The 18,755-nt window shown below is 43.3% G+C and carries 18 protein-coding genes; all 18 read right to left on the bottom strand.

The genetic code is table 11. From position 1 onward, the window contains the following. Window positions 1-160: 160 nt before the first annotated feature. The 18 genes from ylqF to AC503W_RS07185 all read right to left on the bottom strand — a co-directional run bounded on the left by ylqF (window position 161) and on the right by AC503W_RS07185 (window position 18,747). On the bottom strand, window positions 161-1,033 hold the full coding sequence (ylqF, locus tag AC503W_RS07270) for a ribosome biogenesis GTPase YlqF (protein ID WP_402868300.1): 873 nt from the start codon (window positions 1,031-1,033) through the stop codon (window positions 161-163). A gap of 17 nt (window positions 1,034-1,050) precedes the next feature. After that, window positions 1,051-1,605: a signal peptidase I gene (gene lepB / locus AC503W_RS07265; RefSeq protein WP_402868298.1), complete on the bottom strand. Its 555-nt coding sequence runs from the start codon at window positions 1,603-1,605 to the stop codon at window positions 1,051-1,053. Window positions 1,606-1,815: 210 nt separating this feature from the next. Further along, on the bottom strand, window positions 1,816-2,163 hold the full coding sequence (rplS, locus tag AC503W_RS07260) for a 50S ribosomal protein L19 (RefSeq protein WP_402868296.1): 348 nt from the start codon (window positions 2,161-2,163) through the stop codon (window positions 1,816-1,818). Window positions 2,164-2,294: 131 nt separating this feature from the next. Next, complete coding sequence (trmD, locus tag AC503W_RS07255; protein ID WP_402868294.1) at window positions 2,295-3,029, bottom strand: tRNA (guanosine(37)-N1)-methyltransferase TrmD; 735 nt, start codon at window positions 3,027-3,029, stop codon at window positions 2,295-2,297. Further along, the gene (rimM, locus tag AC503W_RS07250) at window positions 3,029-3,547 is read right to left on the bottom strand and encodes a ribosome maturation factor RimM (protein WP_402868292.1); all 519 of its coding nucleotides are present in this window, start codon (window positions 3,545-3,547) and stop codon (window positions 3,029-3,031) included. The genes trmD and rimM overlap by 1 nt, the downstream gene beginning before the upstream one ends. A 10-nt stretch (window positions 3,548-3,557) precedes the next feature. Beyond that, window positions 3,558-3,944, bottom strand: coding sequence for a YlqD family protein (locus AC503W_RS07245; RefSeq protein WP_402868290.1), 387 nt, complete (start codon window positions 3,942-3,944; stop codon window positions 3,558-3,560). A 221-nt stretch (window positions 3,945-4,165) separates the two neighbouring features. Continuing rightward, entirely contained in the window at window positions 4,166-4,396 is a 231-nt protein-coding gene (locus AC503W_RS07240; RefSeq protein ID WP_402868288.1) for a KH domain-containing protein, read from the bottom strand. A 13-nt stretch (window positions 4,397-4,409) separates the two neighbouring features. Then, window positions 4,410-4,682 (bottom strand): 30S ribosomal protein S16, encoded by a 273-nt coding sequence (rpsP, locus tag AC503W_RS07235; protein WP_053345299.1) that lies wholly within the window; start codon window positions 4,680-4,682, stop codon window positions 4,410-4,412. Window positions 4,683-4,832: 150 nt separating this feature from the next. Next, on the bottom strand, window positions 4,833-6,173 hold the full coding sequence (gene ffh / locus AC503W_RS07230; protein WP_402868286.1) for a signal recognition particle protein: 1,341 nt from the start codon (window positions 6,171-6,173) through the stop codon (window positions 4,833-4,835). An 11-nt stretch (window positions 6,174-6,184) separates the two neighbouring features. Next, window positions 6,185-6,517 (bottom strand): putative DNA-binding protein, encoded by a 333-nt coding sequence (locus AC503W_RS07225; RefSeq protein WP_402868284.1) that lies wholly within the window; start codon window positions 6,515-6,517, stop codon window positions 6,185-6,187. Window positions 6,518-6,623: 106 nt separating this feature from the next. Next, window positions 6,624-9,410: a VWA domain-containing protein gene (locus AC503W_RS07220; RefSeq protein WP_494916566.1), complete on the bottom strand. Its 2,787-nt coding sequence runs from the start codon at window positions 9,408-9,410 to the stop codon at window positions 6,624-6,626. Then, window positions 9,400-11,166 carry a vWA domain-containing protein gene (locus AC503W_RS07215; RefSeq protein ID WP_494916564.1) on the bottom strand — a complete coding sequence of 589 codons (1,767 nt, stop codon included), beginning with the start codon at window positions 11,164-11,166 and terminating at the stop codon, window positions 9,400-9,402. The genes AC503W_RS07220 and AC503W_RS07215 overlap by 11 nt, the downstream gene beginning before the upstream one ends. A gap of 9 nt (window positions 11,167-11,175) precedes the next feature. Continuing rightward, window positions 11,176-11,970 carry a DUF58 domain-containing protein gene (locus tag AC503W_RS07210; RefSeq protein WP_494916562.1) on the bottom strand — a complete coding sequence of 265 codons (795 nt, stop codon included), beginning with the start codon at window positions 11,968-11,970 and terminating at the stop codon, window positions 11,176-11,178. 68 nt (window positions 11,971-12,038) lie between these two features. Then, window positions 12,039-13,043: an AAA family ATPase gene (locus tag AC503W_RS07205; protein WP_494916559.1), complete on the bottom strand. Its 1,005-nt coding sequence runs from the start codon at window positions 13,041-13,043 to the stop codon at window positions 12,039-12,041. 7 nt (window positions 13,044-13,050) lie between these two features. Continuing rightward, window positions 13,051-14,589, bottom strand: a complete 1,539-nt coding sequence (locus tag AC503W_RS07200; protein ID WP_494916557.1) for a DUF8809 domain-containing protein — start codon at window positions 14,587-14,589, stop codon at window positions 13,051-13,053. Continuing rightward, window positions 14,586-15,437: an ABC transporter permease gene (locus tag AC503W_RS07195; protein WP_402868274.1), complete on the bottom strand. Its 852-nt coding sequence runs from the start codon at window positions 15,435-15,437 to the stop codon at window positions 14,586-14,588. The genes AC503W_RS07200 and AC503W_RS07195 overlap by 4 nt, the downstream gene beginning before the upstream one ends. Then, window positions 15,434-16,369, bottom strand: coding sequence for an ABC transporter ATP-binding protein (locus tag AC503W_RS07190; protein ID WP_494916551.1), 936 nt, complete (start codon window positions 16,367-16,369; stop codon window positions 15,434-15,436). Before AC503W_RS07190 ends, AC503W_RS07195 begins: the two co-directional genes overlap by 4 nt. Further along, window positions 16,366-18,747 carry a DUF8725 domain-containing protein gene (locus AC503W_RS07185; RefSeq protein WP_427591088.1) on the bottom strand — a complete coding sequence of 794 codons (2,382 nt, stop codon included), beginning with the start codon at window positions 18,745-18,747 and terminating at the stop codon, window positions 16,366-16,368. The genes AC503W_RS07190 and AC503W_RS07185 overlap by 4 nt, the downstream gene beginning before the upstream one ends. Window positions 18,748-18,755: the final 8 nt, after the last annotated feature.

Genomic DNA, 18,755 nt, shown 5'->3' with positions numbered 1-18,755 from the left:
TTATCACCCATCATTATAAGTATCGGCAGAAATGTTACATTCCTATAGTTCCATCAAAAATACGGAGCGGAAAAGAGACATCATTTAGGTTAAAACAACCTTCGATGCCTAAAGTCCCGCTCCGTGTTTATTCTCTTGTACAGCTTGGCCCAGACAGAGGTTAGTCGGGCGTGTTTTCTTGATCCTCTTTAGGCGGTAGCTCGAATGTGAGCGGGCCCATCTTTTCAGAACGGATCTCACGAACGACCAGTTCTGCGGTCTTATCGTAATCGATATACCCTCCAGAGGCTATACATCCTCTGAACTTCCCAACTGCATCGAAAAGTTCCAGCGTTTCTTGTGGGATAACATCAAGATTATATCTTGATTTCAACCGATCTGGATATTCTTTTTCCAAGAAGCGAAGACCATAGAGAGAGACTTCGTGCAAGTTTAAAATCGTATCCTTGATTGCTCCTGTCAAGGCCAGTCTTAAACCGACTTCCTGATCCTCGAATTTAGGCCACAGAATCCCCGGTGTATCTAAAAGTTCGAGTTCCTTACCGAACTTTATCCATTGCTGGGCCTTCGTCACACCAGGCGTGTTGCCCGTTTTGGCAATGTTCTTCCTAGCAAGCCGATTGATCAGCGTCGATTTCCCGACATTCGGAATCCCGACGATCATCGCACGAATCGCACGCGGCTTGATTCCTCTTGACTCCATCCGATCATACTTCTCTTTCAAGAGCATTTTAGAAGTCGTCGTAATCTGATGCAGACCATTTCCCGCCTGTGAGTTAATAGCAATTGCCGTTTTACCTTGTGATTTATAATAATCAAGCCACTGATTGGTTTTTACCGGATCAGCCATATCGGCTTTATTCAACAAGATAAGCCTTGGTTTATGCTGGATAATCTCATCTATCATCGGATTCCGTGAAGATGCCGGGATACGTGCATCCACAAGTTCAAATATGATGTCCACCAGTTTTAATTTTTCTGTTACTTCCCGTCTCGCTTTGGCCATATGGCCAGGGAACCACTGTATTGTCAATGGAATCCACCTTTCTACTATTCCACCAATCGAAAGTCTTTGATTGGCCAGTAAACTAATTTAGTTTTGCCTAACACTTCCCGGTACGAAACAACCCCGATATGGCGGCTGTCCTTGCTGAAGCGACGATTATCTCCCAAAACAAATAAATGTCCTTCAGGCACCGTTTCTTGTTCAATGATATCACTTAATGTAAAAGGCTCGGTCAATGGTCCACCATCAATCAATTGCTTTTTATATTCATCCAAATATGGTTCGCCATATGCTTTTCCATCCACATAAAGTATATCATCTTTATATTCCACCTTTTCACCGGGAAGACCGATGACCCGTTTAACGTAATCCTTGCCTTCCGGCGCTTTAAAGACGATGATGTCGAATCTTTTTGGTTCACCCACTGAATAAGAGAATTTATTAACGAGCATACGGTCTGTATCCTTCAAAGTCGGCATCATGGAAAAGCCGTCCACATAGATTGGGGCCAAAAGGAAATAACGAATAAGCGTTACTAAAATGACCGCAATTAGGGCTGCCTTTATCCATTCCCACAATTCATTTTTCTTTTTCGCCATCCTTACCACCCTTTTAGAAAAGCATATCATCTAATCATTTTAACATGTTACGGACGCTATAGCGAGCAGGTTTAGGACCCTCTCACTTCTTTTCCGGATGGTTTAATCGATAAAAAAAGGAGCCTGTTAAACAGGCTCCTTTTTTTGTATACGATTTGGTTTCGCACCTTATGTGAATCATGGTAAACCCGCATAGAGAGATTCGAAGAATTAACGACGAATTTCTTTAATACGTGCTTTTTTACCACGAAGTTCGCGTAGGTAATAAAGTTTCGCACGACGGACTTTACCGTGACGGATAACTTCTAATTTCGCAATTTTTGGTGTGTGAACAGGGAAAGCACGTTCTACTCCAACGCCGTAAGAAATCTTACGTACTGTGAAAGTTTCACTAACTCCGCCGCCACGACGTTTGATTACAACGCCTTCAAACAACTGAATACGTTCGCGAGTTCCTTCAATAACCTTAACGTGTACACGTACTGTGTCACCAGGTCTGAATGATGGAAGATCTGTGCGAAGTTGTTCTTTTGTAATTTCGTTAATAAGATTTTGCATGAATTCCAACTCCTCCTGGACGCTCTTGCAAATACTGAATTGTTTTGCAGCGGAACATCGATATAAGACCGGACTTTTGCCCAAGTCACAAGGTCTATCCTACCATACAATATGCATTGATGCAATAGCGATCATTCTTCTTTTTGAATCTCTGACAGCAATTTTTTCTCAAGATCGGAAAGTTCATAGCTTTCAAGCAAATCAGGTCGTCTCTGCCATGTTCTCCGTAATGATTCTTTCATCCGCCACTCATCTATTTTTTTATGATTTCCGGATATGAGTGGATCCGGGACTTTCATGCCCCGGAAATCTGCAGGTCTAGTGTAATGAGGGTGCTCTAATAAACCAGAAGAATAGGAATCAAGAATCGGGGAATCAACATTTCCAAGAACACCCGGCAACAAGCGGACAACACTATCTATAATGACCATGGCCCCCAATTCTCCACCTGTAAGTACATAGTCGCCTATTGATATCTCATCTGTGACGATATGCTCCCTGATACGCTCATCATATCCTTCATAATGGCCGCATACGAAAATGAGATGTTCTTCCTTTGCAAGTTCCTCTGCTTTTTTCTGCGTGTAGCGCTCCCCCTGCGGGCAAAGGAGTACTACCCTAGGTTTTAGGTCACCTTGGCCTTTGATCGCTTCTACAGCATCAAAAATGGGCTGTGCCTTCAACACCATGCCTGCCCCACCGCCATATGGGTAATCATCAACAGTTGAATGTTTATTATCTGCGTAATCGCGGAAATTGGTCACTCGATAGCTGACAGCCTGCTTTTCCGCCGCCTTTTTTAACATAGACGAACCAAGCACTCCTTCGAACATTTCTGGAAAAAGAGAAAGTACATCGATTTTCATCAGTCCAATAGTCCTTCCATCGGCGTGATGATAACCTTTTTCTCCGAGATGTCGACCTCTTTTACAATCTGATCGATATACGGTATTAGAACATCCTTACCTGCCGTCCTTTTAATGACCCAAACATCATTGGCACCTGGAGTCAATACCTCTACGATTTCTCCTATTTCCTCTTCTTCATCCGTGAAGACCTTACAGCCGATGATCTCGTGGAAGAAAAATTCCCCCTCATCCAGTTTGCCAAGCTGTGATTCCTTTATTCTCAAAATCCCGTTGCGGAAAGCTTCTACCTGACCGACGTTATAATAGTTTTCAAACGTCAATAGATTAAAGTTTTTATGAGTCCGGTGTGACCTGATTGTAAGCGGCAATGGTTTTTTCTCTGTTTCCCTGAACAAATACAGCGTATTGCCAACTTTGTACCGCTTCTCCGGGAAATCTGTTGATGAAATAACACGGACTTCTCCTAGAAGACCGTGCGTATTGACGATTTTACCTACATTAAACCAGTTTTCCATTCTTTCACCTCTAACGAATTTCCGAGACAATTCCATCTTTAATGACAATTGTCTTCGTTGTCATAAGATCGTCCCAATCTTCCCCGATTTCTACATCAATAATGCTTTGGACTTCCCGTTCCTTCAGTTCGCTTCCAATAGGAAGGATTTCCAACTGTTCCATTTGAAATTCAAGCAGTTTGATTTTTTCCTGCCTTTGGTTAATTTCTTTTTCAAAATGAGAACGAAGGCTGGCGGGCTGAAGGTTACGGGTCTTTTCAAGTTTTTTCAGTTCAAAACGAAGCTGTTCACTTTCCTTTTGAAGTTGTAGTCGTTTTGATTTGTACTTATCGAGGAGCTGATTCTTGCTGGATTCCGTTAATACTTGGTTAACGATTACGTTTTGGAGAATTTTCATTCCAGCGCCTCCTATTATCTATGATTTCTTATTTCGTTCAAAAAATATGTATGATAGGGTAATCTTTTGAAAAAATGAGGGTCATTCTCTTAAGTATAACGTAAAACGGTGAAAGATGTGTCTCAAAAGAATGAAAATTAGACCCCGAATCCATGAAATTGTAAGTAGACCCGGGATTGAACTTTTCTTGAAGTACAAAAAAAGGAGGGGATTAGCCCTCCTTATTCGGAAATCTCCAAATAGATTTTCTTCTGCTGTGAAGATCCTGCTGCATATACCACAGTTCGAATCGCCTTAGCAACACGCCCTTGTTTACCGATGACCTTGCCCATGTCTTCTTTATGAACGGAGAGGACATAAACAACCCGGTCGGCTTCTTCCTTCGAAGTTACAATAACCTCTTCCGGATGATCCACAAGTGCTGAAACAATCGTTTCAATTAAAGATTTCATCAACTAGCGTCGATTACTTGCTGTTTTTTGCAACATGGAATTTTTCCATGATGCCTTGAGTTGAGAATAAGTTGCGAACTGTATCAGATGGTTTAGCTCCATCTTGTAACCATTTAAGAGCAAGCTCTTCATTGATGTCAACTTTAGCTGGTTGAGTCACCGGGTTATAAGTTCCCACTACTTCGATGTAACGTCCGTCACGTGGTGAACGAGAATCTGCAACTACAATACGATAGAAAGGAGATTTTTTTGCTCCCATACGTTTTAAGCGAATTTTTACTGCCATTTTAAATAAGCACCTCCGAATAGTTTCACACAAGATAGTATAATATCAAATGTCTTGTATGTTTGTAAAGGTTTTTTTCTTAACAGGTGAAAAAAGTGTTTAAATAGGCGGTTTCAGCCTATTTTTATGCTCATTTCCCATGAAAAAAACTTACATGAACGGGAATTTAAATCCCTTTTTCTTTCCTTTTTGCATGCTTGTAACTTGTTTCATCATCTTTTTCATTTCTTCAAATTGCTTCAGTAGACGGTTCACTTCTTGGATCGATCTTCCGCTCCCTTTGGCAATCCGTTTCTTGCGGGATGCATTCATGGTTTCTGGATGTTCTTTCTCTTGCGTCGTCATTGAACGGATGATAGCCTCAACATGACCAATCTGTTTCTCATCGATCTGAAGGTTATCCATCCCTTTCATTTTATTCGCACCAGGAATCATCTTCAAAATATCATCAAGCGGTCCCATATTGCGCACTTGACCAAGCTGTTCAAGGAAATCATCAAAGGTAAAAGTAGCGGTACGCATCTTTTTCTCTAATTCTTTCGCTTTTTCTTCATCAACATTGGCTTGTGCTTTTTCGATAAGGGTCAATACATCGCCCATACCAAGGATTCTTGAAGCCATCCTTTCTGGATGGAATGCTTCAAGTGCATCCAATTTTTCGCCCATACCGACAAATTTAATCGGCGTGTCCGTAACGGAACGAATAGAAAGTGCCGCACCACCACGAGTATCCCCATCTAGCTTCGTTAATACGACTCCAGTTAGACCGAGCTGTTCATTGAAACTTTGAGCCACATTGACAGCATCCTGACCTGTCATCGCATCGACAACTAGGAAGATTTCATCCGGTTTGGTCAATTCCTTGATATCTTTCAGTTCGCCCATCAGATTTTCATCAACATGGAGGCGACCTGCGGTATCAATCAACACATAATCATGATGTTCTTCCTTCGCCTTTTCAATCGCCTGTTTCGCAATTTCTACAGGACTGACCTGATCACCTAGGGAAAAAACAGGCATGCTTAATTGTTTGCCAAGTGTTTCAAGCTGCTTAATCGCCGCCGGACGGTAAATATCAGCCGCAACCAACAATGGCTTACGGTTGTATTTTTTTCTAAGAAGATTTGCCAGCTTTCCGGTAGTCGTCGTTTTACCTGCCCCTTGAAGACCTACCATCATAATGACAGTCGGTGGTTTGGAGGCAACGGCAATCTTACTCTGTTCGCCGCCCATCAGCTGAGTCAATTCTTCCTTAACTACTTTAATTACCTGTTGACCGGGGGTTAAGCTTTTTAGCACTTCCTGACCTACCGAACGCTCACTTACACGCTTCACAAATTCCTTCACGACTTTAAAGTTAACATCCGCTTCAAGCAGGGCCAAACGAACTTCACGCATCATTTCTTTAACGTCTGCTTCGTTGACCTTCCCTTTTCCACGGATTTTTTGCATCGTGTTCTGCAGTCGGTCGGCCAATCCTTCAAATGCCATATTGCCGCCTCCTAATCTAACTTCTCAAGCGCTGTAATTGCGTCAAGCAACTTTTCTTTAGAAAAGGATTCCTTCTCTAAAAGATCCTTCACATTCGCAATCCATTGGTTACGCTCTTGAAATTTTTGAAATAACAATAGCTTCGCTTCATATTCTTCGAGCATTGCTTCTGTTCTTTTTATATTATCATAGACTGCCTGCCTACTGACTTCGTATTCATTGGCAATCTCTCCAAGAGAGTAATCATCCAGATAGTAGAGGGCCATATAGCTCTGCTGCTTTTCCGTTAACAACGATTGGTAAAAGTCATACAAATAATTAATCCGCGTTGTCTTTTCAAGCATGTTAGCAAGCCTCCCTGCTGTTAAGTGAAAACCCTTTACAAGTTTATATTGTATAGTGTCGATTATTTCATGTCAAGCTAAACTCCTTACCACAAGATAAAAATCATTATTTTTTTCGTTTTCTCGCTTCAATCAGGCGCTTCATCTGCTCTTCACGTTCCGATTCCGATAGTTTATTTACAGGTTCCTTCTTGTGGTGGCGAGCTGGCACTGATTTTACCTGCTCCTTTTTTTGCTCGATTTCTACAGGCTGCTTCTTTAATGCTTCTTCCTTACCAACTTTTTGTTTTACCTTTTTCAGTTTTGCGACTCTTTCGTTTTGCCTAGATGAAGTGGTTTCTGATTTTTCACGACTTCCCGTAAAGATACGCGAAACTCTGTGCCAACCAAACCTTCGGACCGCAATTTCGCAAAATAAGAGCAAGAATGCCGATAAAAGCAGCCAAGAACTAATACTTTGTTCTTGCCTTGACGTATTTTGCAATGGCCGGAATGCCTCAGATTCATCCTTCAACTCCTGACCACCCGAAACAGCCAATAATTCCTTAATAAGCGCTTTGTTTAGGCCTTGTTGCAGGTATTCCTCTGAATAGGGCACGGTGAAACCTGTTTGATATAGATTCGTACTTCCACCCTTGGTATCTTGTTTTATGCTGAGAAAATACATCCCTGATTGCTTAGGCATGATGACTTCGTATTTTCCCGGCGCGATGAGTTTCGTATTGACGTCTACTTCCTCACCTTTTTCAGACACTACATTTGCCGATACAGGAAAGTGATTTTGTGTGGACGATTCAAGGTTGATGACCGTTTCCTCCCCACCATTATCCTGTGTGAGCATATACGGCTCACTTTCGAACTTGGGCAGCGTGTTTGTGATCAATTGATTGAGAAATGTCCCCCACTTTCCCCAAGCAGGCCAATCGCCTGACCATTTCCCACTAATGTCCGAAGTGAAAGCTGCCGTCGTTCCCATTCCATATTGCCACTCGGCAAGGACGGGATCCTCTTTTTCACTGATCAGCGACTGTAATGCACGCTGCTTTGCAGTTGTCGCGATGTAGGCATTCATCTTAGGTACGCCATCCTTAAACAATCCGTTCCATTCCGGATTGTCCTTGATAGATGGATAAAATGGGGTATCCTCAATGTAAGTGCGGCTCGCCATGACGGTTTCCCTCGATAAAATGCTCGGAATAACGGAAGCATCCGTGACATCGTAATAGCGCCCCGCACCAAAGTCGGCCAAGTCCTCAAGTAGGTTCTTATCGGCATCATTTCCAATTGAAACGGTAGAGAGGGTTATGTTCTCTTCCTTTCCTTCTTCAATCAAGTCTTCATAATTACTTGAAGCGTTTGACTGTCCATCGGTCAACAAAATAATGTGCTTCCGCTGCAACCTTTCATCCCTTAACTTATCATAGGCCATTTCAAGCGAGCTGAAGATTTCAGTACCGCCACCTGAAGACAGTGTACGAATCTTCTCCACGACTTTTTCCTTATCCTTAAGTGGGGCTGCTTCGATGATTTCCCATGGTCGGTCATCGAAGGCAATGAATCCAAACGTATCCTTTTCACGCAAAAGTTCAACAGAGCGGGCAGCCGCTTCCTTTGCCAATGATAGCTTGTTTCCATCCATACTGCCTGATCGGTCGAGAACAATCATCAGTCCAAGAGATGGCATCTCTTTTTTTCCTTTGATGTCCATATCTACTGGAAGTAATCTCTCAATTGGTGTCTTGAAATACCCGCCGAGCCCGAAACTATTTTCTCCGCCGGTCATCACGAACCCATTACCGAAATCCTTAACGGACCGCTCTATCATTTTCATTTGAATTTCCGAGACTGAGGTGGCAGGAACATTATTAAACACAATCGATTGGTATTGTAAAAAACCGGATAAAGTGGTCGGCAGTTTTTCCGGTATCGTCGATTCGACAATTAGCCCGCTGCCGTTCAAAATATTTTCAAGCCGTCCTGTTGACTCACCTTCGACAATCAATACTTTTGGTGTGCCTTTTACATTCGTGATTGCCTGCAATTGGTTATTTTCCGCAAATGTATCATTTTCAGCGATGATTTCGGCCTTATATACTTGTAGTCCAGTTTTCTCGGCTGTATGAGAAACAGAGAATAAATTAGTCCCTTCTTTTACACTCACTGCCTTTTTGATGATTTCCTGATCATTCAGTGAAATGCGGACAGTCGCTTTTTTCGCTGTATTGCTAAAGACCTCCAATGAAATCTCCGTTTTTTCGCCTTGATAGATAGATGGGGGAATCGTTACATTCTTCAGGGCGACATCTTTGCCAATCGATTCGATTAGTGGCACGATGTCGAGCTCAATATTTTTATTTGCAAGTAGTTTGGCCTCCTCCACACTGCTTCCCGACGTTTCATTACCATCCGAAAAAAGGACGATTCTCCCACTTGAATAGCTCGGAATGAGCGAGGAAGCAAATTGAATGCCTGAATCCAATTGACTTGCCTCTTCTTCCACTTCACCGCTAAATTGGCTTATGGGTGTATGTTTTGTCGACAACGCCTGCTCAGCAACGGCACTGCCCCCAAAGGCTGCCACCGCAAAGGAGTCGTCTCTACCCATGGTTTCAACACTTTTCTCAATCCAAGCCAGCGACTTTGTGTCAGAGTCTTTGACACTTGCAGAACGATCGACTAAAAAAACAACCATCGATCCCTTGATAGGTTGTAGCAATTGCGGAACGCTCAGTGCCAATACAATGAGAAAAAAAATACATGACCGCAATATGGCCACAACGACCGTCTCTACATGCTTCGTTTGATTACGTGATTTTATCACATACATATAAATAAGCGCTGCACAGGGAAGCAGCAATAAAAAAACCAGGGGATAAGTAACATCAATGCCCACGTCGATATACCTCCCATTCGGCCATTAGTAGCAGAAGGACCATACAAGCCAGCCAGTACCATAAGATATCCTGTTTTGTATCGCTTCCCCCTTCTTTCAACTCTGATGATTTCATATTCATCTTGAACGACGGAGCTGAATCGACTCTTTTTTCCCTTTCGTCCAATAAAACCGAAAAGTAAAATGCCTGTTCTCCCGCCATTGCTTCGTATATACCGGGCTTATTTGGCGCTCGAAAGCCCTCCTTTTGCAAATCAATGGTAAAGAGATTCGTTCCGGACTCTGTAAATATAGCCAATTTTCCCGTTTCCGTTCCAAGATTCAACCACTTTTCTTCACCAGGCTGATAGTAACCTAGAAAGTTCGACTGTTGGGTCAGCCATTGATAGGAATTATATAAAAATATAGGAAATCCAGGTTGTAACGGCCAATCGCTGTCCGCAACGGAGAAGTTCAGGGCAATGATCGGCTGTCCTTGGTGCGTACCTTTTTGAATGAGCGGTATACCCTCACTTGTAGTAACATGATGCCATTGATTGCTGATCGGAGGGGATGACGATTTAATATACACTTTGTCCATATTTACGTAGTCCATGAGTGGGTCACCCGTTCCCTTTGGTTGACCTGTCAGTTTTTGTTTTCCTTTTTCAGTGGCATTGATAAAAAGAAGCGGGTACGATCCAAGTTCCTCTAAGTCCACTCCTTCGGCAATCACGATTCCATCCATTTCGACTTTTTCTTTATCCTCAAGCTGGATGATATCAAGGCCAATCGTTTCGAGCCCATTAATCAAAAATGGATTCACATCCCCCACTGCATAGACTTTCTCATATACGGCCGTTTGGATGGCCGTCATTTCATTGTCCGCTGAATAGTCATCATCCACAATGATGGAGGCCGTATAATACGGTTTTTCTTTCAGAACCGGTATATCAATTATTTTCTCGCTGCTTGCTTTCACCATTATCCTTTTTGTGAATAGAACATCTTTTCCATTCGTTACTTGAAATTTCACCGTTTCATCCTGCTTCGTTTGATTTTCAATGACCGCCACCCCAGTAATGCCTCCTTCAGAGCTTGCCGTGCCAAATGAAAGCAAGGAGAGATTGCCAGTCAGGCTGCTGAAATTATGTACACCAATGGGAATGTCTTCCGATAATCCCCTAAGGTCCTCCTCCACAACCGCATCGGAGTATAAATGAATGACCGATTCTTTTCCAGCCGCTAGCGAGTCTGCCAGTTTCAATGCCTTATCAACATGCTCATGACTGTATGTTAGCTCCATTTCATTTATTTGTTTTTTTAACTCAGCCCGGTTTGTTTCGTGATTGGCAAGTATCACAGGCTTTTGACCAGCATCTATGATTGTCACTTCTTGATCATCCACCGCTTGAAGCATCTCCCCCACTTCTTGCTTGGCTTTTTCAAACCGGGTGAGCTCCCCTTCTTTTGCACTCATCGAAGCCGATGTGTCGACAATTAGGATTAGGTGGTCGCCCGGAATGCCCTTTTGAAACCAAAAGGGTCGAACCAACGCGAACATGAGGAGGAGAAGTACGAGAAGTTGAAGCCAGAATAAGAGATTATGCTGTAATTTATGAAGCCATGGAGAAACCTGCCATTCATTCAGCACCTGCTCCCATAATAAATTGGACGAAATCGTCGTTTTCTCATATTGCTTCCGGAAAAAATAAAACAGAATGACGGCTCCGATAAAAATGGTCAATAGAAAAAAGAGTGGGTTTGAAATATGCATATCTTCACCTCAATTCATTAGCCCGTGGCGTGGAAAGTCGTGAAATAAAATCGTTTGTATATCCTTTTCAGCAGATATGAGCATATAGCGGCTGCCAAGACTTTCACAGATAGCTTCAAGCTGCTCGTTATGGTGTGCTAGACGCCTTCGATAGTTGTCGATGAGGGTCGGATTAAGGCTAACATTGACCGCTGTTTCCATTTCACTATCCACAAACTTCAGGTCCCCATCATACATAGGTTGAAGTTCCTCTTTCCCCAGCAGTTGAATGAACCAGACTTCTTGTCTTGCCGAGCGTAGCTTTCTTAAAGTCGCCTCCACCTTTTCGATGGGCTCAAGACCATCCGAGATGATAATCGCAAGTTGCTGATTCCTCACCATCACTTTGCCAAGTTGCTCATAAAACTCCCCGCTTCTCTCCGTATCTTCCAATCCAGCTATCTCTCGAAAAACCCTTTTACGGTGAACCGCTCCTTTACGTCGAATAGGATGGGCTCCTTGATTACCGACGGGAACAAAATTCAGACGGTCTTCGCTTGCAAGGACAACAAAGCTCAATGAAGCGGCGAGCTTTCGCGCCTGTTCCCATTTTCCCGGGAGAGCTCGCATCGAAGAAGACATATCCAGGTAAACGGCCACAGATAACTCCTGTTCATCGAGGAACCTTTTTATATAATGCTTCTGGGTTCGGCCAAATACATTCCAATCGATTTGCCGGACATCGTCTCCCGGTTGATAGGCCCGAAAATCGGAGAACTCAAGCGAAGAACCAAACGCACTCGACCGTCTCGAACCTTTATGCATCCCACGCTTCCTCGTTTTCACGAGCAATCTCTTTTTCTGTAGCCTTTCTAAAAAAGCATAAGCTACCATCAAACCGGTGTTCCATTTCCTAATTTATACGCCGACTCAACGACTTCAGAAATAATGGAATCTATGAGAACCCCGTTTGCTTCCGCTTCAAAGTTGAGTATAATCCGATGCCTCAGCACAGGATAGGCCGTTTGCTTCAAGTCACCGGCAGAAACATGATAACGCCCGGCAAATAAAGCCCTTGCCTTTGCCATTTTGATCAAACTTTGCAACCCACGAGGTCCGCTTCCGAATTGAACGTATTGCCGGACAAGTTCCGGCGATTCCTCCACATTTGGATGAGTACTCGAAATAATCAAAACCGCGTAATCCAGCATCTCTTCTGAAATAAGGACCTCCTTTACTAGTTGCTGCAGTAACAAAACATCCTTGATGGAGGCAGCTTTTTCAATAGAAATGGTTTCCCTGCCTGTCGTTCGAAGGGCAATCTGCTTTAATTCCTGCTTTGATGGATAACGGACAAGAATCTTACAGATAAACCGGTCCATCTGGGCTTCGGGCAATGGATACGTCCCCTCCATATCGATTGGATTCTGGGTTGCAAGCACAAAGAAGGGCTGATCAAGCTGTTTCGTTTCCCCCATGACTGTTACAGTTCTCTCCCCCATTGCCTCTAAAAGCGAACTCTGTGTCTTCGGCGTCGCCCGATTGATTTCATCAGCTAAGACGATATGAGAAAAAAGAGGCCCCTCATGGAAGGTAAACTGCTGCCTTCCGTCCTCTCCAGGTTGCAATAACATGGTTCCCGTAATATCGGAAGGCATCAGATCTGGTGTAAACTGGATTCTAGAAAACTCTAAATCCAGGCATTCCGAAATCGTCCGAACGAGCATCGTCTTCCCAAGTCCCGGCAAGCCTTCAAGCAATACGTGGCCACCTGCAAAAATGCTCCATAAAACTTGATCGATCACGTCTTCCTGCCCAACTATAAAACGGGAGATTTCCTGCTTAACTCTCTCAATCATAGTCCCTGCTTCATTAAACTGCTGTTCTTTTTCCGTCATTTTCCCACTACCTTTCCGGATCAAGATTATTAAAATAATTCTTGACGATATCATTCAAATCAGAGGGTAGCCTAAGGCGATCCGTACTTTTGCGATAAGATTCCTCATACTGCTGATAGACCTCCTCATAATTCCGCAAGTTCCCCCTCAATACTGGACCCTCGGCCTCCTCCTGCTCGCCACTCCCTTCACCAAGTTTCCCATTGTCGGTTTCCATATTCTGCTTTCCATCGGTCTTTTCGGGAATCGTCAGCATTTCCCTCGACCCTTGTCCAGCACCCCCCTTCGTGCCTCCTTTTCCTCCGCCGGTACCACTTGCTCCTTGTCCTTGTCCTTGTCCTTGACCCTGTCCTTGTCCTTTTTGGCTTCCGGGATTATTCCCAGAATTGGCGTTGGGCTGTCCATTAGGCGTAGAGGAGGGCTGACCTAGGGGCTGATTGGCGGGTTGCTTCCCTTGTGTTCCATCGCTGTTAGAAAAAGCTGTTTGAGAAGAAGGAATACCATCTTGACTCATTTTATTCTGAAGTTGGGATCCCGCTTGACGAACAGCTTGATTGGCTGATGCTAACTGCTTGGCAAGTTCTCCCGATTCCATCGCTTCCTCCAACTGCTGCATCAGTGCATCCAATTGTTCTTCCGTTAATGGAAGCTCCTGCTCTGTGTAGCTCTCTAGGGCCTGCTTCTGTTCCTTGGACAGCTCATCCCATCTTTCATTTAGTTCTTTCAGTTCTTTTTCGACCAGTCGCATGTCCTTTTGTTCAAGTGCCTTGGACAGCTCCGTAAGGCCGGTTTTTTTTGACTGATCCTTCCAGGTTTCCAGTGACTCTTGCTTTTCTCTTTGCTTCTTTTCTTTTAATTGCAGCTCGCTTGACTGTTTGGCGAGTGCCTCTAAGGCCTTCTCAGCCTCTTTTTCTAGCGCAACTTTCTCTTTTACATCTTTCAATGTCTTTTTGACATCAGGATCCTTTATTTCCTTCACTTTTTCATCAAGCTCTTTTTTGACCTCCTCGACAAGCTTCACTTCTTTTTCCGCCTGCCTGGCTTGATCCATTTTCTGATTTGGCAAAATTGCCAATAGGGAACCTCCTATTGCTAAACAAAGAGCTAGCGTCAGCCATTTCGGATGTACCCATACTTTCTTCCTTCTGAGGGCCTCCTCCTGATGGATTTTCATCTGGTGAATAGCATCCCTGAGCTGGAGTGACTTAAGCTCACCAATCTCCCCTAAAAAAGCGAATCCCGTCACGACACGGTCATCAGGAACATACTGGTTAAACAGCAAAGCAGCCGTTTTATTACCGGGTTTTCCTTTAATGATTCTATAGACAAAAAAAGCAAGTAAACAGATGATTCCAATGAAAAAATAACGGAAAACGAAGGGTATGACTACTATACGTGCCATGAAAAATAGTAAAGTCGTCCATGCAGACACGGCAAGGAGTAAAAGTTGCCCCTCCCTCATCACATGCTGCATGAAAAGTTGCCGCTTAACGGGTTTAATCAACTTGAGAAACTGGAGTTCATCATGGGTAAGATCCTTGTTCATCGTTTTGTCTTCATTCCCACGCGCAGCTTTTTAACGCTTAGAAGAACGGACCCGATTAGTAGAAGTGTGTAACAAATCAAATGAGACGCCCAAAGTGGAAAATCAATCCCCGATAACTTCTGGATTTCCTCAGAGTAAGTCGGTTCAACAAAGCCGATTAATACGATTGGGGTATTTAGCATGGCCGCTAAGTAAGGCAATGGGTTAGTCGTTGGTGTGGTCACATTTACCTGATTCCCCACGGCCATGGTAGTGAATAGTAGGGTCAATAAAGCTGTGCCACCTACTAAAAACAATGTGATTCCATAAGTCGTGACCATCGCCGGAATGGTTTTTCGCACAAGTGTAGAAAAAAGCACCCCGATACTGCCATATACGATGACGGTGAAGACATTGAAGCCCAGCACCATCAAAAGCTGATTCGGCGAAATTCCGCCGAATAAAAAGACGATGCTATATAGCGGTAAACTGGCCACAACCAGTAATAGCAAGTAGGAAATGGATGAAATTAATTTCCCGAAAATGATGCCTGTCGAGCTTTGGGAAGTCGTCAATAAAATATTTAACGTCTGTCGCTCCCTCTCACTCGAGATGACGCCTGCCGTCAGTCCAGGTGTAATGAACAAGACCAAGGCCAGTTGGATAACGGATAGAAATATAAACATACTCCGGCTTGCATCCGGGTCAACGCGCCCGCCCATGCTACTAAGAGACTGAATAAAAATCATACCGATAACGATGGCACCAATCGCAAGAACATAGAATAATACACCTAAAAAACTTTTAAAAGAGCGAAAGCGTAGCTTAAACTCTTTATTCAAAACCGGATTCATCAGCCAGCTCTTCATGACAGTTCAACCCCTTTCGTGATTTCCATGAACACATCCTCCAGATCCGTCTCTATTTCCGAAAAAGAGACAATGGGCAAGTCTTGCAACATACAGGACTTCAGCAGCTGTTGTTGGGCCCCTGCATCTCCTTTGAATAGAAACTGAATCATTTTTTCATCAACATGCGTATTGATCTGGCTAATATCCGGATTATCTTCTAGAAAAGCGATGGATCGCTCAATATCCTCATGAACCTTAATAATCAGGCTCTTTTCGCCCTGCAGCTTATGTTGGATTTCCGCGACCGACCCTTGTGCTTTCAATTTACCCTGATCGATGATGCCGAGCACATCACACATTTCCGCAAGTTCAGGTAAAATATGCGATGATATCAAAATCGTTTTACCCATATGTTTCAATTCCTTTAAAATCTCCCGCATTTCAACACGAGCCCTCGGGTCAAGCCCGGAAGCGGGTTCATCCAAAATAAGCACTTCGGGGTCGTGTATCAGACTCCTTGCAAGACAAAGCCGTTGCTTCATTCCCCGTGATAAAAGATCCACATAGGAATCCTTTTTATCCGATAAATTTACGAGCTCGAGCAGTTGTGGAATCAGTTTACTCCGTTCCGAAACGGGTATACCATAACTTGCTCCGTAAAAATCCAGGTACTCTTCAGCCTTCAATTGATCATACACACCAAAAAAGTCAGGCATATAACCGATCTGGCTACGGACTTGTTTAGGTTCCTTCGATATATTGTAGCCATTGATATAAGCCGTTCCCGATGTTGGTGCAAGCAAGGTAGCCAAAATGGAAAAAGTCGTGGATTTCCCTGCCCCATTTTGACCGACAAAACCAAACACGGTTCCTTTGTCTATTTGCAAATCCAAGTGATCCAATGCGGTGAACGTGCCATATTGTTTAGTTAACTGTATAATTTCTATCATTTCTCCACCACTCCCTTCACAGTGATTTGTGGCATCCTTACACTCGGGTCATCATCATTATCTATCATGACTTTTATCTGGATGTTCCCTTGTTTCGATACATAGGATGATATATCCTTAGTCCCTTTGAAAGTAATTTCCCGTTCTCCCTTAGGTATCGATTCATACTTTTCAGTCGAAAAATTATAGAGTTCATACTTAACATCTTGTTTACTGAACTTAATCGTCATTTCTGACGCTTTGAATGTTTCGTCCTTCATGATCTTTGGAACTGAACTGATATATTCATATTCTCCCCTTTCAAACCAATACGTACCATATCCTTCTTCTTCGCCAACTGAACCCCGGAGGGCATTCACAGACCCCGCGAACATTTCTTTTGACAATGTCACTTCCCCAGCCAAAATTGTTTTCGGACTGAATGTTTGGAAAATCAGATTATCTATATTTACTTTCGGTTTTTTCGATAGTCTGACGTCTACGATTGAATCGTCGGTTATACCGCCGATGACAGGTTCGGATTTTGTCGAGGCCCCTCCGAAATACGCCTCCGTCAGATAAAGAAGCTGATCCCTGCGCATTTTTTCAATATCGATTTTTTTTCCCATAGTTCCATTATTCCAAGAAGACGATGTCGTTCCATACGGTTTAAATAAGAAATCACTCTTTAACGCTTCATTTACCTTGATCTCTGCCCCCTTTTTCAACGTTCCGAGATTGATTCGTTCATTGCCGGTCAGGATCATTAATTCCTTAAGGTCATAAGGTGTCTCATTTTGAATCGTACCTGTCAAGGTCCTGTTTTCAACGGTCAAGTCATTTTTCAATTGACCTGCATTTTCTTTATAAACCTTTCCTATAAAGGACCTGGTAGACCAATATTCGACGTTTGGAAAGGTCAATTCCATATCGGTAGCTTTCTCTTCAAGCATTGGTGCTCTTTTCACGCTTCCACCTAATCCCTCCTGAGTCATTGGCATCGCAACTAACTCATTTTTCGGGAAAGTCAGGTTGTAATTGCCTCCTTTATTGGACAGGAGGACATTCGATTGGATGCCGATGATTTGGTCATCCTCAATTTGATAGATTCCCAATTGATTGAGTTGAGGTTTGGCAAGACGATCTTTCGCTCCGACGGCAAACGTTAGAATCGTCGTAATGCAGGCAATCAAAGGAATGATCCACCAAGCGTGCTCCCTTTTATCCATTTTCCTCAGAATGACAAATAAAATCGGTACAATGATCACAACGTAGACTAACAGCAACAATGCCAATTGAATCACGGATAAATTCGTATCATCAAAGTAACTATTGGGGTCATTCATTTCCCATCTTGCTTCGTCCATGAATTCACTTGAAGTGGAAAACGCATTCAACTCCACCTTCTTTAAAATCGCTTCAAACCACGTGCCGTATCCTTTCCAAGAGGCAAGTGGCTCATCTCCTAACGAAAAGGCCGTCTGGACAATCATCCCGTTTCCATATTGCTTTTTGACAACGGCCGGTGATGACCCGCTCTTCGCAATGATTTCTGTCCCTTTCTCCACTTCACCAGTAAAGCCCGGCAATTGTTCAAAGGATGGTCGATCTTTTTTCTTTTCTGTAAGAAAGGATGAATCCATCTTGATTCCTTTATCCATCTTCATCGGTAAAAGGTTATACAGGGACCCGTATGATTGAGCGGCACTTGGTGATGACCCGGAAATCAATACACCACCAGAACGGATCCAACCCTTTAGTGCTTTCTGTTGTGCCTCATCCAAAGCGGCAATTGCAAATTCATCAATGATTAAATAATCAAACATTTCATAGCCAATTGACTGTTTAGGCAAATCTTCTTTTTCCAACTCGACCATCCTGGCTTGGAGGGATGGCAAGACTCTCAATTCCGTCAAACGATCGTAATTTTCACTTAATACTCCAATCAGGTCCTCGCTTTCATCAAAGAACTTAGGTGCCAGTACCTTCGGGCCGGAATAGTCTACTTCTTTACCATTCTTCCAATCTCCCTCATAGAGATAAATCGACTTCGCCAGTGCGGTCCCATTATAATTATAATTTTCGTCGGTATACCCTGGAAGTGAAACGGAATAGGTTTTCTTGCTTTCCTTTGGCAATTCCACTTTTAGAATTTGCGACCCTCCGAAATCGTAATCGGCCTGAAATTGAAAAATAAGCGTACCGCTGAAAGCCTCCCCCTTATTTTCGATATGTACGGTCATCGGCATGGCCTTGGCCCGGGTTATGTATCCATCAAACCCTGTTTCAATCGAGATTTTTATGTCCGTGTCCGCTGCTTTTGCTTGAACTGTATATGAATGTAAAAATAGGCCTAAAAATAATAAACAAGCAGCGATTCCCTTTAATTTTCTGAACAACCGAACTC

The sequence above is a fragment of the Peribacillus suis genome (genome assembly GCF_059384845.1).
This window is presented reverse-complemented; position numbering and strand designations above follow the sequence as displayed.